Annotated in this window: 13 protein-coding genes; 6 read left to right on the top strand and 7 right to left on the bottom strand. The window is 72.6% G+C overall.

The features are described 5' to 3' along the window. The first annotated feature begins 136 nt into the window (after positions 1–136). The 3 genes from mshA to BMX65_RS32340 all read left to right on the top strand — a co-directional run bounded on the left by mshA (position 137) and on the right by BMX65_RS32340 (position 2,629). Positions 137–1,504 carry a D-inositol-3-phosphate glycosyltransferase gene (gene mshA, locus BMX65_RS28450; RefSeq protein ID WP_075003234.1) on the top strand — a complete coding sequence of 456 codons (1,368 nt, stop codon included), beginning with the start codon at positions 137–139 and terminating at the stop codon, positions 1,502–1,504. Continuing rightward, positions 1,497–1,997, top strand: coding sequence for a type III secretion system chaperone family protein (locus tag BMX65_RS28455; RefSeq protein WP_075003235.1), 501 nt, complete (start codon positions 1,497–1,499; stop codon positions 1,995–1,997). The genes mshA and BMX65_RS28455 overlap by 8 nt, the downstream gene beginning before the upstream one ends. A gap of 221 nt (positions 1,998–2,218) precedes the next feature. Continuing rightward, positions 2,219–2,629, top strand: coding sequence for a hypothetical protein (locus tag BMX65_RS32340; protein WP_075003236.1), 411 nt, complete (start codon positions 2,219–2,221; stop codon positions 2,627–2,629). An 89-nt stretch (positions 2,630–2,718) separates the two neighbouring features. Here BMX65_RS32340 and BMX65_RS28465 read toward each other — a convergent pair whose 3' ends face one another. Continuing rightward, positions 2,719–3,123 carry a hypothetical protein gene (locus tag BMX65_RS28465; protein ID WP_075003237.1) on the bottom strand — a complete coding sequence of 135 codons (405 nt, stop codon included), beginning with the start codon at positions 3,121–3,123 and terminating at the stop codon, positions 2,719–2,721. Positions 3,124–3,384: 261 nt separating this feature from the next. On the opposite strand from BMX65_RS28465, the gene BMX65_RS28470 reads away from it, so the two are divergent. Next, positions 3,385–5,001 carry a serine/threonine-protein kinase gene (locus BMX65_RS28470; protein ID WP_075003238.1) on the top strand — a complete coding sequence of 539 codons (1,617 nt, stop codon included), beginning with the start codon at positions 3,385–3,387 and terminating at the stop codon, positions 4,999–5,001. A gap of 126 nt (positions 5,002–5,127) precedes the next feature. On the opposite strand, the gene BMX65_RS28475 is transcribed toward BMX65_RS28470, so the two are convergent. The 6 genes from BMX65_RS28475 to BMX65_RS28500 form a co-directional block, all read right to left on the bottom strand. Continuing rightward, the gene (locus BMX65_RS28475; RefSeq protein ID WP_075003239.1) at positions 5,128–6,306 is read right to left on the bottom strand and encodes a methyltransferase domain-containing protein; all 1,179 of its coding nucleotides are present in this window, start codon (positions 6,304–6,306) and stop codon (positions 5,128–5,130) included. Then, positions 6,303–7,262 carry an ATP-grasp ribosomal peptide maturase gene (gene tgmB / locus BMX65_RS28480; RefSeq protein ID WP_075003240.1) on the bottom strand — a complete coding sequence of 320 codons (960 nt, stop codon included), beginning with the start codon at positions 7,260–7,262 and terminating at the stop codon, positions 6,303–6,305. The genes BMX65_RS28475 and tgmB overlap by 4 nt, the downstream gene beginning before the upstream one ends. Before the next feature lie 7 nt (positions 7,263–7,269). Continuing rightward, on the bottom strand, positions 7,270–7,560 hold the full coding sequence (tgmA, locus tag BMX65_RS28485; protein WP_239502293.1) for a putative ATP-grasp-modified RiPP: 291 nt from the start codon (positions 7,558–7,560) through the stop codon (positions 7,270–7,272). Between the two features lie 513 nt (positions 7,561–8,073). After that, a complete protein-coding gene (locus BMX65_RS33100) occupies positions 8,074–8,541 on the bottom strand; it encodes a hypothetical protein (RefSeq protein ID WP_177214368.1) in 468 nt (155 codons plus the stop codon). Between the two features lie 110 nt (positions 8,542–8,651). Continuing rightward, positions 8,652–9,830, bottom strand: coding sequence for a helix-turn-helix domain-containing protein (locus BMX65_RS28495; RefSeq protein ID WP_075003242.1), 1,179 nt, complete (start codon positions 9,828–9,830; stop codon positions 8,652–8,654). Between the two features lie 236 nt (positions 9,831–10,066). Beyond that, positions 10,067–11,506, bottom strand: coding sequence for an MDR family MFS transporter (locus BMX65_RS28500; protein ID WP_075003243.1), 1,440 nt, complete (start codon positions 11,504–11,506; stop codon positions 10,067–10,069). A gap of 344 nt (positions 11,507–11,850) precedes the next feature. Here BMX65_RS28500 and BMX65_RS28505 point away from each other — a divergent pair, with 344 nt between their 5' ends. Further along, a complete protein-coding gene (locus BMX65_RS28505; RefSeq protein WP_075003300.1) occupies positions 11,851–13,416 on the top strand; it encodes a hypothetical protein in 1,566 nt (521 codons plus the stop codon). A gap of 336 nt (positions 13,417–13,752) precedes the next feature. Then, positions 13,753–14,610 carry a 3-hydroxybutyrate dehydrogenase gene (locus tag BMX65_RS28510; protein WP_075003244.1) on the top strand — a complete coding sequence of 286 codons (858 nt, stop codon included), beginning with the start codon at positions 13,753–13,755 and terminating at the stop codon, positions 14,608–14,610. The last annotated feature ends 2 nt before the right edge of the window (positions 14,611–14,612 follow it).

Below are 14,612 nucleotides of genomic sequence, written 5' to 3' on the forward strand. Positions count from 1 at the left end.
CGCGAAGAGGGAAGACGGAGCAACCTTTTCGCTGTTCTCGCTCGCGGGCCGCGCGTGGCCGGGTCGCGGCTGCCGCGATCTCGTACCGCACCGTGTCCCGGACCGTACCGTCCGCAACGGAGGAGGCATCGGAACCGTGAGCCACCACGTGTCCCGGCTCGGTCAGCGGCGCGGCGGACGCTCCGCCCTCCCGCACCAGTCCAGGCCCCCGCTGCTGCGCCTGACCGGCCCGCGCCGGGCCCGCCGGGTGGCGATGCTCAGCGTCCACACCTCCCCGCTCCACCAGCCGGGCACTGGCGACGCGGGCGGCATGAACGTCTACATCGTCGAACTGGCGCGGCAGCTCGCAGCGCAGGGCACCGAGATCGAGATCTTCACCCGCGCCACGACCGGCACCCTGGCCCCCACCGTCGAGCTGGCCCCCGGCGTCCTCGTGCGGCACATCGACGCGGGCCCCTACGAGGGCCTCTCCAAGGAAGAGCTGCCCGCGCAACTGTGCGCCTTCACGCACGGAGTGATGCAGGTGTGGGCCGGCCACCGGCCCGGCTACTACGACCTGGTGCACTCCCACTACTGGCTGTCCGGGCACGTCGGCTGGCTGGCCGCACAGCGCTGGGGCGTCCCGCTGGTGCACGCCATGCACACCATGGCCAAGGTCAAGAACGCCGCCCTCGCCGACGGCGACACCCCCGAACCGCCCGCCCGCGTCATCGGCGAGACGCAGATCGTGCGCGCCGCCGACCGGCTGGTCGCCAACACCGACGAGGAGGCGGGCGACCTCGTCCACCACTACGAGGCACCCCGCGACCGCACCGCCGTCGTCCACCCCGGCGTCAACCTCGACCGCTTCCGGCCCGCGGACGGCCGCGCCGCGGCCCGAGCCCGGCTCGGCCTGCCCCAGGACGCGCTGATCCCGCTCTTCGCCGGCCGCATCCAGCCGCTCAAGGCCCCGGACGTGCTGCTGGGCGCGGTGGCCCGGCTGGTGGACGAGGACCCCTCGCTGCGCCGCCGGATGGTGGTGCCCGTGGTGGGCGGGCCCAGCGGCAGCGGCCTCGCCAAGCCGGAGGGGTTGCAGAAGCTCGCCGCCCGGCTGGGCATAGCCGACCTGGTCGCCTTCCGGCCACCGGTCGGCCAGGAACAGCTCGCCGACTGGTACCGGGCCGCCTCCGTGCTGGTCATGCCGTCCTACAGCGAGTCCTTCGGCCTGGTCGCCGTCGAGGCCCAGGCGTGCGGCACCCCCGTGGTGGCCGCCGCCGTCGGCGGGCTCCCGGTCGCGGTGCGGGACGGCATCAGCGGCTGTCTGGTCGCCGGGCACGACCCCGCCGAGTACGCCCGCGCCCTGCGCCGCTTCGCCGACGACCCGCACCTCCCGGACCGGCTCGGCACCGCCGCCGCCCGGCACGCGCAGGGCTTCGGCTGGGCCGCCGCGGCCGGGTCCACCGCCGAGGTGTACGCCGCCGCGTTGCAGGAGCGGCGGCGTCGCCTACGATCGCCGCATGGGTGACGTTGCTGCCGCGGCACGTGCGGCGATCGAGCGGACACTGAGCGATGCCGAGCTGGAGTGGGAGAGCCCGGCGGAGGGCACGTACGTCGTCACACTCCCGGGCACCCGGAAGCTGCAGACCACGTGCTCACTGGCGGTCGGTGCGCACTCCCTCTCGGTCAATGCCTTCGTCGTCCGCAACCCGGACGGGAACCACGCCGCTGTGCACCGCTGGCTCCTGGAGCGCAACACCAAGCTGTACGGCGTCAGTTACGCGATCGACGGGCACGGCGACATCTACCTCGTGGGACGGCTGCCGCTGGCCTCCGTCACCGGCGAGGAGGTCGACCGCCTGCTCGGCAGCGTCCTGGAGAACGCCGACGGCTCCTTCAACACCCTGCTGGAGATGGGCTTCGCCGACGCCATCCGCAAGGAGTACGCCTGGCGCACCGCGCGCGGCGAGTCCACCCGGAACCTGGACGCGTTCACGCACCTGACCGGCCACGAGGGCTGACCGGCCACGAGGGCTGACCGGCCACGTGGGCTGACCCGTCACGAGGGCTGACCCGCCACGTGGACTGACCGGCCGCGCGGGCCGGCCGCCCTGCGGCCGGCTCCGCCCGGGGTGCCGCCCCCGGTCGCCGGACCGAGTATGCGTGCGGGGCCGTGGATGAGTACGCGGATGAGTACGCGGACGGATGGTCGCGCCCCCGCGCGGCTCGTACGTTCCCATCCATGGAACCGAACAGTGCTGCGGCGTCCGGGTCCCGGGACGCCGAGTCCGACGCCCCCGCCGACTCCACGGCCGCCGGGCCCGCTGCGCAGAGCCCGCACCCGCGTACCGCCGCCGAGCGGATCGGTCTGCTGTTCCTGGCCGCAGTGGTCCTGGGCTTCGGCGCCGTGGTGTTCGTCTTCGGCCCGCTCATGGCCATCGCCTGCTCGTCATGCCAGGACGGGGTCCGCAGCCCGATCCGGTTCGAAACCGCACTGATGGCGACGGACCTCGTCGGAGTGCCGATGACGACACTGTGCACGCTGGTCACCATATTCACGGTCCAGCGGGCTGCGCGGGCGGCCGGGATCGGCCTGGGGATCCTGCTGCTGCTCCTGCTGGTGCAGTTGGGGCTCGGTCAGGCCGCTGCCTGATCTGCCGGCGGGGGCGTCAGCCCCCAGCCGGCTGTCCCCCGGTCGGTGGCCGGCCGAGGCGCCCCGCCCGGCCACCGGCCGAACACGCATCAGATGAGGGGGCTGGTGTAGACCCCCGTGGAGTTCTGGCTGCCGATGAAGGGCTTGTTGACGGCCCACAGGTCGGCCCATTCGTACTCCGGCACGTCGAAGCTGCACTTCACCCAGCCGGCGGCCGCGCCACGGCTGTTGAAGCATTCGCGGCCCCAGCGCGACGGGAGCCTCGACTTGAGCGTGCCCGCGACGGAGTCGCCGTTGGCCTTGGTGTCCTTGACGTAGACGGTGTCCCCGTTCGCGACGAAGCATGCCTTCGCACCGGACGTCGACACGCACGGGGCGCTCGACGGCGGCGCACTGCTCGGGGTGCCGTTCGCGGCGGCTGCCGCGGTCGCCGTTCCGGCGGTGATCAGTACGGCGGCGGGTACCGCCAGCAGCACGCGTCCGAGTGTTCTCATGTGTGCTCCCCGTTTTCTGTGTGACTCAAGTGACTGATGTGTCCCGGACATTGAACACCACGCGGTGGGCGGAGAGTCCTGCCCCTGGGCTTGCGCAAAAGGCGACCATGCGAGGCGCAGGAATCCGAACGCGTCTACTGTGTCCGCCCGTTCATCTCTCGAGGCGAGGCCCCACGGTGGGCGTGACGGGAACCGTGAAGTCGGCGGACCGGTCTACCGCCTGTCGCCGCCGAACGGCATGATCTGTGCCGGGAGGTGGCGGTGGTGCAGCCCTTGGCGGAGGTCGATCCGCGGGAGATCGGACAGTACCGGCTGTTGGCCGTACTGGGCCACGGCGGTATGGGCCGGGTCTACCTCGGGGCCGCCCCGGACGGTCGGCTGGTGGCCGTCAAACTGATCCGCGCGGCGCTCGCTGATGACTGGCGTCACCAAAACCGGTTCCGGCGGGAGGTGGCGGTGGCGCTCAGGCTGCGCGGTACCCGCACCGCGAACGTGCTCGACGCGGACCTCGACGCCCCCACCCCCTGGCTGGCCTCGGACTTCGTGTGCGGCCCCGCACTGCACCGGGTCGTCACCGGCGCTGTCGCCGACCAAGCCGCCGACAGCGCAGCCGATGCCACCACCGTCGCCGTCGCCGCCGGGGAGACACTTCCGGAGGAGGCGGTGCTCCGGCTTGCCGCGGGCCTGATCGCCGCGCTGGAGGAGATCCACGCGGCCGGTCTGGTGCACCGGGACCTCAAACCGGACAACATCCTCCTCACCGACGAACCCGCCGTGACGGGCGTCCCGCTCGCCGACCGGGCCGAGGTGCCGGCCGACGACGAGGGCGTCCGGGTGGTCGACTTCGGGATCGCGCTGGCCACCGACGACGCCGCGGGCAGCACCCGGCTGACGCGGACCGGCTGGGTGGTCGGCTCGCCGTCCTACATGTCCCCCGAACAGGTCGAAGGAGCCGCGATCACACCGGCGAGCGACGTCTTCTCGCTCGGCTCGGTGCTGGTCATGGCCTGCACCGGCGCCAGCCCGTTCGCGGGAACGTCGCTGCAGCAGGTGTTCCACGACGTCCTGTACGCCGAGCCCGACCTGTCCGCGCTGCCCGACCGGATACGCCAGGTCGCGGCAGCGTGCCTGGCCAAGGACCCGGCCGAGCGGCCCGACCTGAACCGGCTGCGGGACCTCGTCGGCCACGCCGCGGCCTCCACGCGGCCCTGGCCCCCGCGCGTCGCTGCTCTCGTACGGGACCAGCGCGCCGAGGTCGACCGGTTGCTCGGCCCCCCGAAAGACGCTTCCACCACCGGAGCGGAAGGAGACGGCGAGATCGACGAGGCACGCTGGAACAGCAGGGCGACCGACCCGACTCCGTTCACGGCGGACGCCCTGCTGCCCGAGAGATTCGTCAACGACCTCGACGGCGAGTACGTGCGTGTGGCGGCGGGTCCGCGGCCGGCCGAGGAGGCCGGACCCCGGAATCTGGCCTCCGTGCTCACCTCGTGCGACTGCCCGCAGGTGATGGCCGGGGTTTACCTGGAGCAGGGCAGCCCGAACCCGCCGATCCTGGTCTCCGTCACCGTCTTCCCGATGCCGGACAGTGCGACGGCTTCCATGGTCTACAACTTCGTCCTGCAGTATGGCGACACATGGCATAAGGAACTGACGCTCTGGTCCGCCCAGAACCACGACGACGGCAGCCCCCGCCGCGGCGACTACGGTGACGGATTCTTCGAACGTGCCCTGATGCACTTCTCCGGGCGCTATGTGATCGCCATCCGAACTCTGCGCACCGACCTCCTCGCAGAGGACTGGCTCTATCCGTACGTATACGCCGCGACGACCCGTGCCTCGCGCTCCTGCGGCCCGGAGAACTACCGCAAGCGCTGACCTGCGCCGAGCGGGAGACTCCGCGGCCTGGCCGCCCAGCGGACCTGATCCGGACGCTGCGCACCGCCACGACAGGAGCGGCGCCTCCGGCGGCTGCGCGAGGGCCCCGGCCCCCGTCTTCGGCGCTCACGCCCGTGCGGGCAGATCCCAGCGGGTGCCGTCGGGGATGTGCCAGGCGTAGACGCTTCCGTCCGGTTCGCGGGCGTAGCCGAACCGGTCCTGTGAGGGGCGCCCCGCGTCGTTCCACCACCGCCAGGCCGCTTCGACCTGCTGCCACAGATCCCGCACCCCGCCGTGCGTGACGGTGGCGGGGGCGTCGGCGAGGGGCGCGCGAGCCCAGGAGCCGTCGGGGTGCTGGAGCTGGAGCGCCACGGCACCGGCTTCGTCGACGTGGTGGACGAGTTGGGTGCGGGGCAGGTGGAAGGCGAGGAGCAGGCGGAAAGGGTAGCTGGCCCGGATGTCGGCCGCGGTGACCGTTGTCGGGCGGGTGCCGGCGGTAGGTGCCCGGTCGGGCCACCGGGGCGCCGGATAGCTGGTCGCGTCCGTGCGGGCGGCCATGAAGCGTCCGCAGGTCGCGGTGAAGTGCCCGACGGCGCTGCGGGCGTCGTCCACGCCGAGTCTGACGAGTCCGCCTTCGATACCGAGGTCGAGGTCGGTGACGAGGAGTGTGCCGGGCTTGCTGTGGTCGAGCCATGCGTCGGGGACGGCCGGTACGGAGCAGGTGGCGATGATCCGGTCGAACGTGCCACCGGCAGGGTGCCCGAGGGAGCCGTTGCCGGCCGCGAGTCGCGGCACGTAGCCGGCCTCGGCGAGGCGCTGCCGCGCGGTCTCGACAAGTCCGGGGTCGACATCGACCGAGTGCACCGGTCCGCCGAGCCGATGGCTGAGCAGGGCGGCGTTGTAGCCGGTGCCGGTGCCGATCTCCAGCACGCGGTTTCCGTCCTCGACGGCCAGATCTTCGAGCATGCGGGCCATCAGGCTCGGCAGGGTGCTGGAGGAGGTGGGAATGCCGGTCCATGCCGTCTCGTCGACCTGTTCGGCGGTGGTCGGGTCGAGCGCGGTCACGAGGGTCTGGTCGCGGTACACGGCGGCGAGGTCGGCGTCCGTGCCGGTGGCCCGCCGCTCACGCCAGACGGTGATGCCGCGCGCGTCGGTCTCCTGCTCGTACCAGCGGGGCACGAACAGGTGCCGGGGAACGTCGGCGAAGGCGGCGGCCCAGGAGCGGGTGCGGATCGCACCTGCTGCGGTGAGCTGGTGGGCGAGAGCCTCCCTGTGCGGGCGGGCGCGGTCGGGGGAGTCGTTCATGAAGCTCCTTGCAACTCGTCGGCGATGGCCTGGGCGAGAGGGAGGCCGGTCGCGTGCTCGATCCAGTCCCACTGTCCGCACGGGTTCGCTTCCAGGAACGTCCATGTGCCGTCCGGGGTGACGACGAAGTCGAAGGCGGCGAACCGGAGGTCGAGCCGACGCAGGTACCGTCGCACGCCCTCGGCGGTCGCATCCGGGACCGTGGTGGCCTGGTAGGTGAGGGAGGCGTAGTCGCTGCGCCAGTCGATGTGTCCAGCGCTGCCGGCGGCGTGGACCTCAGCGGCGAACAGCCGCTCGCCGACGGCGGTGAGTCGTACCTCGTGTGCCTTGTCGACCCATGCTTGGAAGAGGTGTGCGGTGGTGTCGATGCCTCGCAGATCGGCGAGATCCGCTGCGGAGAGACGGCGGGTGTAGACGGTCTTGAGCTGATCGCCTTCGATGAATACGGGGGTTGCCACTGGCTTGCAGACGACCCGGCCTCCCACCTCACCGACGAACGTGCGAACGGCGGCCGGGTTGTTGGTGATGAGCGTTGCGGGCACGGTGAGGCCGGCCGTGCGTGCGGTGGCGAGTTGGAGCGGCTTGTACTCCGCGCGGGACATGGCGGCCGGATGGGACATCCAGCGGCAGTCGAGAGCGGTGATGATGCCGCCGAGACCGGCGCGGGCCTGCGCGGCGGCGAAGCGCCTTTCGGGCTCGGACATGGCGGGCAGGTCGAAGGGGTTCGGGGCGCGGTAGTAGACGGCGGAGATATCGGCCAGGTCGACGGCGCGGTGTGCGGTGGTGAGCCCGCCGGACCACCCTCGCCGGGCGTCGATGCGCCCGGCGAGGGACAGCTCTTGCGGGAACTGCGCGGTGTCCATCCGGAACACCTCCGCACCACCGTCCGTGAGTGCCTTGACGACGCGGTCCGTGGGCCAGTCGTCCTGCGCTGCAATCACGAGCACGGCGGGCATGAGGGCATCAGTCCTTCGGGCCCTCGTCCAACGGCGGCGGGTTCGTAGGGCTGCCGTCGGGGACGGTCGGGGTGTGGGTCTGCATGTAGGGGAGCGGGCCGTCGTACAGGCCGCGGGACATCTGCAACTCGTTGTCGTAGACCGCCGGGGGCCGCACGATCGCTTGCGCGGCATCGGGGACGCGCGCGAAGCGCAGCACCCACGGGCGGGTTTCCTCGCCGCTCGGTGGGGCGCTGCTGTGCGGGATGCGCCCGTGTCCGGGCGCGACCGGGAACGCTTCCCGGGGGTGTGAGATCAATGCCTGCATCTTCCTGCCTTCCGGTAGATCCGGTAGATCCGGTAGAGGTGTCGCGACCCTGACCCGTCGGTCGCCATGGGTGGTGCGCTGGTGTGCCCCGGCCGACGGTGGTGTACGAGGAACTGCCCCCTGTCGGGAGCGGCCCGCCGGTGCCGGGATGTGCCGCGGGGGCGTCTCATTGACGCGGGCGGGAGTCATGAGGTGCTGCTGAGGGCGGCGGCGATGGTGAACCCGGTGCCGAAGCCGATCGCGAGCAGCAGGAACGGCGCGGCGATTCCGCAGGTGGTCATCACGCGGTGGCGGAGTCCGCGCATCACGGGGAAGCCTTTCGATTTGCGGCCCGCTGACGTTCGTCGTCCTCGCGGGCGATCTCCTCGGCGTGTGGTCGGCACGCGTACATGCGTCCTGTCAGCGGGCCGGATCCGGGTGGGCCGCCGTCCGGCCCGGTGTAGCTCCCACCGGAGGTCTCGAACACGACGACGGTCCCTCGCATGCGGCATCGGACACAGCGGTTCACGACTCGGCCTCCGTCCGCTGTTCGCCGACGGCGGTGGCCAGCGCCGCGTGCAGCGTGGCGGGCCGGGTGAGGTGTCGGTCGTGCGGCTCGCGAATCCAGTAGGGGCCGGGGCCGCCGGTGCGACCGGTGGGCGGGATCTCGACATAGCAGGCCGTGCCGTACGTCGTCACCTGCGGAAGCGGCTCCCACACGGTGACCGCACCAGGGGGGAGGAGCCAGTACAGGTCGCCGTTGTACGGGTCCCGGATGACAGCGCCTGCTTCGTCGCCGAGCGCCGCAAGGGCGGGCCGGGCGAGGTGCGAGGGGGCGCGCACCGCGTCCCATGCGATCCCCGCGGGCTGCATCTGCGAATCGGTGCCGTTCGGCGGTATCCACGGCACGGCGGGAGGCATGGCTCCGGCCGCGGCTGCCGCGATGTCGGCGCGGCGGGCGCGGTCTTGCGAGGTTCTGTTCGTGATCGGCACGGGTACCCCCGGCGCGTAGGTGACTGGTGGTCACCGAACGTAGGCGCACCGGGAGGTCGAGCGGTATGGCACTTGTCGTACCTGAGTAACGGAAGTACCACTGAGTGTTACTAGGCGGGTACGCCGATCGCGTCGGCAAGGTCGCGCATTTCCGGAGTGAGGGTGCGACGGCGGCCGATGATCCGCCCCATGATGTCCCGGGCGTACCTCTGCTGCGGGAGCCAATCCGGCTGCTCGCCTCGGACCCGTTGCAGTACGTCGATGGCGTCTCCGTACTGGCGCATGGTCGCGTGTGCGTTCGCCACGTCGAGCAGGTGTCGGGCCCGATTGCTGCCGGTCGTCCGGCCCTGCGGCATGTGGGCGGCGAGTTTGAGCACGTGGTCGGGACGGTCGGTCACCGAGGCGTGCTCGACGCGGTGCTGAGCGACCGTCACCGGACCGAAAGTGCGCAGATTGTCGACTCCGGCCACGTCTTCGCGGCCGACCGCGACAGCCGCCGAGCGGGCGAGACGCAGGGCGTCGGCTGCCTCGCCGGGGCGGTTGTCGCGTACGGCAGCGCCCGCGGTGCGTAGCAGCAGCCACCCCCAGCCGGCGAGCTCGCCGGCTGTGGCGCGGGACATGCGAGGCTCGGTGTCGTCGGCCCAACGGGCGGCCAGTTCCCGCGCCTCGGTGAGTCGGCCCATGCGGAGCAACAGCCAACAGTGCGTGTTGACGGTGGCTGCACCATCGAGACGATCACTGGCGGTGTCAAGAGCTCGTTCGAGGGCAGCCGCTGCGGCGTCGTACTGGCGGGTCTGCGTCAGGAGCCATCCGGCGAGCTGCAACACGCGGACCTGTACGGCGCGGGTGCGGGGACCGTCTTCGGTGAGGGCATCGGCGTCGCGCAGCAGTGCCGGGAGGACAGCGGCCAGCCCGGCGAGGTCGGCGGCGACGACCAGTGGTTCGGCGGCGTCGAGGGCGGTAGCGACTCCGGTTGTGGTGGGCTCGTCGTCGAGTTGGTCGGTCGGCGGTGCGAGCAGGGCTGCGCGCACGGGCGCCCACCGGTCGACGGTGACGGGGTCGGCGTCGTCGGCATCACGCCGCAGCAGGCGGCCTGTGGGCACGCGGAGGGCGTAGGCGAGACGCCGGGCGGTCTCCATACGGGTATCGCCGTACTCGCCCTGTTCCAGCTTCCGCACCAGCGACAGGGAGACGCCAGCGGCGGTGGAGAGATCGCGTTGCGTCATGCCTCGGCGTTTGCGGATGTCCCGCAGGCGTTCGCCGATATGTGTGTCGGTGTGCTCGGGCATTGTGAGCGCTCCGTTCTCGGACTCGACACTGGGAACGGTACGCCCGCCGCGTTGCCGGTGGTAGTTCGCAGCCTCCGCTCGGTGACCGCGGGGGTGCTACCCGACCGACGACGGAAGCGGCTCTGTCTGCTGCCCGTCGGGGCTGTACGCGGCCTCCTGCGTAGGTCGAGCGAAGCGGGAAAGTCTGTGAGTACAGATTGATTCGGTGATCACACGAACAGGTGCCCCCGGCGCACTCAGACCGCGGGCTCCGCGGGTGCCGTCGGCGCCTCCGCGGAGGCAGGTTGCTCCGCGGAAGCGGCATCCGCGGAGACGGGTTGCTCCGCGGAGACGACCTCCGCGGAGACGACCTCCGCGGAAGGCGGTGCCTCCGCGGACGCGGCCTCCGCGGAGGAGTGCACCGGCTCCGGGGCGGGGTGGGCCCGCATGCTGCGGAGCAGCAGCGCGTAGCCGAGGGCGGCGAGGGTGCCCACTACGGCGCTGGCGGTCCACAGGGTGTCGGCGCCGAAATGGTCGATGACGGCGCCGCCCAGCAGGGGTGCGCCGAGGGAGGCGACGGACCAGGAGAGGGCGTAGACGCCCTGGTAGCGGCCCCGGCCGTGGGTGGGCGAGAGCTGGACGACCAGGCCCATCTGGGTGGGGGCGTTGATCATCTCGCCGAGTGTCCAGACGGCGACGGCGAGCGCGTAGAAGGCGGCCGATGCGGCGAACGCGTTCAGTCCGAAGCCGTATCCGGTCAGCAGCGCGGAGACGATCAGCAGTTTGGCCGGGTCGCGGTTCTGGATGAAGCGGGTGAGGGGGAGTTGGAGGAGCACTATCAGGACGCCGTTGAGGGCGATGACGGTGCCGAAGTCGGTGCTGGTGAGTCCCTGCTCGCCCATGGAGATGGGGAGCGAGACGAACGCCTGCTGGATGAGGGTGGCCAGCAGCAGGTTGAGTGTGACGACGACCATGAAGCGCCGGTCGCGCAGCACCGTCCACAGCGAGACGTTGCTGCTGCCGTCGGGCGGGGAGTCCGGCACCGCCTCGGAGGTTGTGTCGGCGGCGGGCGCCGGGGAGCCGGCCGTGGCGGGCCGGGACTCGGCCAGCTTCCGGAACGTGATCAGCGCGGTGGCCAGCACCATGGCCGCCTCGCCGAAGAACAGCAGGTGGTAGCTGTACTGGGCGATGAGCCCGGCGCTGGTGGAGGAGACGGCGAAGCCGAGGTTGATGGCCCAGTAGTTGAGCGAGAAGGCGCGGACCCGGTCCTCGGGGCGGACGATGTCGGCCATCATCGCCTGCACGGCGGGCCGGGAGGCGTTGGTGGACATCCCCACGAGCGCGGCGACGAGCGCGATCGCCACCGGGTGCGTGACCAGGCCGAGGGAGGCGACGGAGACGGCCGTCGCCAACTGCGCGCCCAGCAGGGTCGGACGCCGCCCGATGCGGTCGGTCAGCACCCCGGCGCCGAGCGAGGAGACGACTCCGCCCAGGCCGTAGAGGGCGCCGACGAGACCGGCATACGAGGCGGAGTAGCCGCGGTCCAGGGTCAGATACAGCGCCAGGAACGTCGCCACGAAGGCGCCGAGCCGGTTGACGAGGGTGCTCGTCCACAGCCACCAGAACTGGCGGGGCAGCCCCCCGACGCTCTCGGCGGCGGCCCGCCGCACCTTGTCGAACGACACGTTCCCGGCCATGACCGCTCCCCCTGCGTGCCTGCACCCACCACGAAAGACCTACGCGGCGAAGACGTAAGCGGCTGAACCGCGTCGGGCACGTTACCCAGGGCGCTCTTGGGGCCGCCAGCGAATTGACGGCTGCCGTCAATCGGCGGCCCGGGGCGGCGGACGGCCGGCGGCTCCGGGCGGCGGGCCGTGGGCGGCTCCGGGAGGCGGACGGTGGGCGGGTCCGGGGGCGGACGGTCCCGACGACCGGTTCCCGGGCGGCGGAGGCGATTGGTGCCCTCCGGGTTGGGCATCTGCTGTCCGGGAAGGCGCGGTCGCGTCGAGACCGCGCGGTGCCGGAGGGGGAGGGCGACGCAGTGGCCGAACAGGACAGCGGTGAACCGCCGGAGGGACTGACAGCAGCGGAGACGGGACTGTGGCACGCGTACCGGAACGGCAACGCGTACGACCTGCGGGTCGGGGACCCGGCCCGGGACGACGCGCACGGCGACATCCCCTGGGGGCCCGAACGCACCGTCCGGGCCCGGGTGGTCTCGCTGCTGCTCCTCGGCGGACCGCCTCCGGTGCCCGGCAGGGCGCCCGCGCTGAAGCTGGCGGGCTGCCGCCTCACCGGGCCGCTCGACCTGTCGAACTCGGAGATCACCGTCCCCTTCGAACTGCGGCACTGCCGGTTGGAGGAGCCGTTACGGCTGGTCGACTGCCGAGCGGGCACGGTCATTCTGCACCGGTGCCGGATACCGCGCCTGGAGGCGGAGCGGCTGGCCGTCGCCGGCGATCTGCGGCTGACCGGGAGTGACCTTGTGCACGGTCTGCTGCTGGCGCAGGCCCGCATCGGCGCGGATCTCGCCCTGGAGGAGGTGCGGTTGGGCAGCGCCGGGAGAGCCCGGGCGCTGGACGCCGACGGGCTGAACGTCACCCGGGACGTGGCGGCCGACCTGCTGCGGGCCACGGGCGAGCTGACCCTCCGGGCCGCGCGGGTGGGCGGCGCGGTGAGCCTGCGCGGATGCCTGCTGCGGCATCCTGACGGCGGGCCGGTGCTCACCGCGCCCCGGCTCACCGTCGGGGAGGACCTCGTACTGGCCCCCGCTCCGCGCCGTCCGGGGGGCGGCTCTCCGTCCGCGCCGGACGGTCGGCCGCGGGTCGCACGCCTGCACGGCGGCGTCCAACTGGACGGCTCGACGCTCGGGGGTGCGTTGGACTTCCAGGACGCGGACCTGGAACTGGCAGCGGACCAGGAGTTCTCGTTGCGCTCCGTGCAGGCGGCGGAGCTGCGGTTCACGCCCCGGGCACCGGAGCGCGGCCGCGTGGTCCTCCAGGACGCTTCCGTGCGCCGACTGGTCGACCGTCCGGACAGTTGGCCGAGCGACGGCCGACTGGTGCTGCGCGGCTTCACCTACGAACAGCTCGCGCCGGGAGCCCCCTTCCCGCTGGCCCGTCGGCTCGCGTGGGTGCGGGCGGCGACCCCGGAGTTCGCTCCCGAGCCCTACGACCGTCTCGCCGCCTGCCTCCAGGCCGGAGGCGAGGACGCGGACGCGCACACTGTCCTGCTCACCAAGCTCCGGCGGAGGCGGCGGACGCTCCCGCTGGCGTTCAGGGCCTGGGAACATGTCCAGGACGCGGTACTCGGCTACGGATACCGGCCCGGACGCGCGGTCCTGTGGCTCGGCCTGCTGCTGTCCGGAGGGACGGTGTGGTTCGCCCGCAACCCGCCGGCTGCGAACACGCCCGGTGAGGGGCCGCACTGGGTTCCTGCCATCTACACCCTCGATCTCCTGCTGCCGGTGCTGGACCTCGGGCAGGAGACGGCCTGGCGACCCGCCGGGCTCTCCCAGTGGGCAGCCCTGGCGCTGGTCGTGCTGGGCTGGCTGCTCGCCACGATCGTGACGGCGGGAGCGGCGGCCGTCGTCCTGCGCCGGAACTGAACCCGGTCGGGCGGTGCGGGGCGGTGCGGGCGGCGCTCCGGAGCCGCTGAGCGGCTCCCCGGGTCCGGGCCGGGCCCGCGGGTCCGGGGTCCGCCGGTCCGGGGCCGTGGGTCCGGGGTCCGCCGGTCCGGGGCCGTGGGTCCTGGGCCGCCGGTCCGGAGCCCACCGTCCGGGGGCCCGGCGCCCGGCCGCTCGTGGGGCAGCAACCATGTGCCGCCGTCGGAAACATGTGCCGCCGTCTGACCGCCCCCATGTGGCTCGGGCACATACAGCCCGCACGAACTGCGGAGGGACGCCACATCCGGGGGCCCGCGGGGCGCTCCTAGGCTGCGGCCCATGACGCCTGAGCCCGCCTCCGAGCCCGAGTCCGCGCCCCCGCAGCCGCCCGTACCGACCCGCTCCGTCCACCTGGACCTGACCGGCCGGACGGCTCTGGTCACCGGCGCGGCGAGCGGCATCGGGCGGGCCTGTGCGCTGCGGCTCGCGGCGGCGGGGGCCCGGCTGCGGGCGGTGGACCTGGACCCCGAGGGGCTCGCGTCGCTGGCGGCCGAGGTCGCCGCGGCCGCCGAGGGGCCCGTCGGTGCGGCGCCCGTGGAGAGCCACCCCCTCGACCTGACGGACGCCGACGGGCTGGACGCGGCGGAGCGTGCCGCGGACGGCGCCGACGTGCTCGTCAACGCGGCCGGTACGCAGCTCGTGCGGCCGATCGAGGAGTTCCCGCCCGAGGCGTTCCGCCGGATGCTCACCCTCATGCTGGAGGCGCCGTTCCGCACCACCCGGGGTGCGCTGCCGGGAATGTACGCGCAGGGGTGGGGCCGGATCGTGCACATCTCGTCCGTGCACGGGCTGCGGGCCTCCGCCTACAAGTCGGCGTACGTGGCGGCCAAGCACGGTCTGGAAGGGCTCTCCAAGACGACGGCGCTGGAGGCGGCGGCCCACGGGGTGACCGCCAACTGCGTCAACCCGGCATATGTGCGTACCCCGTTGGTGGAGCGGCAGATCGCGGACCAGGCCGAGGCGCACGGCATCCCGGAGGAGCGGGTGGTGGCCGAGGTCCTGCTCGCGGACTCGGCGCTGAAGCGGCTGCTGGAGCCGTCCGAGGTGGTCGAGGCGGTCGCCTATCTGTGCACTCCCGCCGCCGGGTTCCTCACGGGTTCCTCCCTGCCTCTCGACGGCGCCTGGACCGCTCACTGACC

It is taken from the genome of Streptomyces qinglanensis (genome assembly GCF_900111245.1).
GTDB lineage: Bacteria > Actinomycetota > Actinomycetes > Streptomycetales > Streptomycetaceae > Streptomyces > Streptomyces qinglanensis.

Bases quoted from the DNA above. Each gene is read 5' to 3' on its own strand.
- tgmB (WP_075003240.1), bottom strand. From the start codon at position 7,262: ATGCCCGCCGTGCTCGTGATTGCAGCGCAGGACGACTGGCCCACGGAC.
- BMX65_RS28455 (WP_075003235.1), top strand. From the start codon at position 1,497: ATGGGTGACGTTGCTGCCGCGGCACGTGCGGCGATCGAGCGGACACTG.
- BMX65_RS28500 (WP_075003243.1), bottom strand. From the start codon at position 11,506: ATGGCCGGGAACGTGTCGTTCGACAAGGTGCGGCGGGCCGCCGCCGAG.
- BMX65_RS28475 (WP_075003239.1), bottom strand. From the start codon at position 6,306: ATGAACGACTCCCCCGACCGCGCCCGCCCGCACAGGGAGGCTCTCGCC.
- BMX65_RS32340 (WP_075003236.1), top strand. From the start codon at position 2,219: ATGGAACCGAACAGTGCTGCGGCGTCCGGGTCCCGGGACGCCGAGTCC.
- BMX65_RS28465 (WP_075003237.1), bottom strand. From the start codon at position 3,123: ATGAGAACACTCGGACGCGTGCTGCTGGCGGTACCCGCCGCCGTACTG.
- BMX65_RS28510 (WP_075003244.1), top strand. From the start codon at position 13,753: ATGACGCCTGAGCCCGCCTCCGAGCCCGAGTCCGCGCCCCCGCAGCCG.
- BMX65_RS28495 (WP_075003242.1), bottom strand. From the start codon at position 9,830: ATGCCCGAGCACACCGACACACATATCGGCGAACGCCTGCGGGACATC.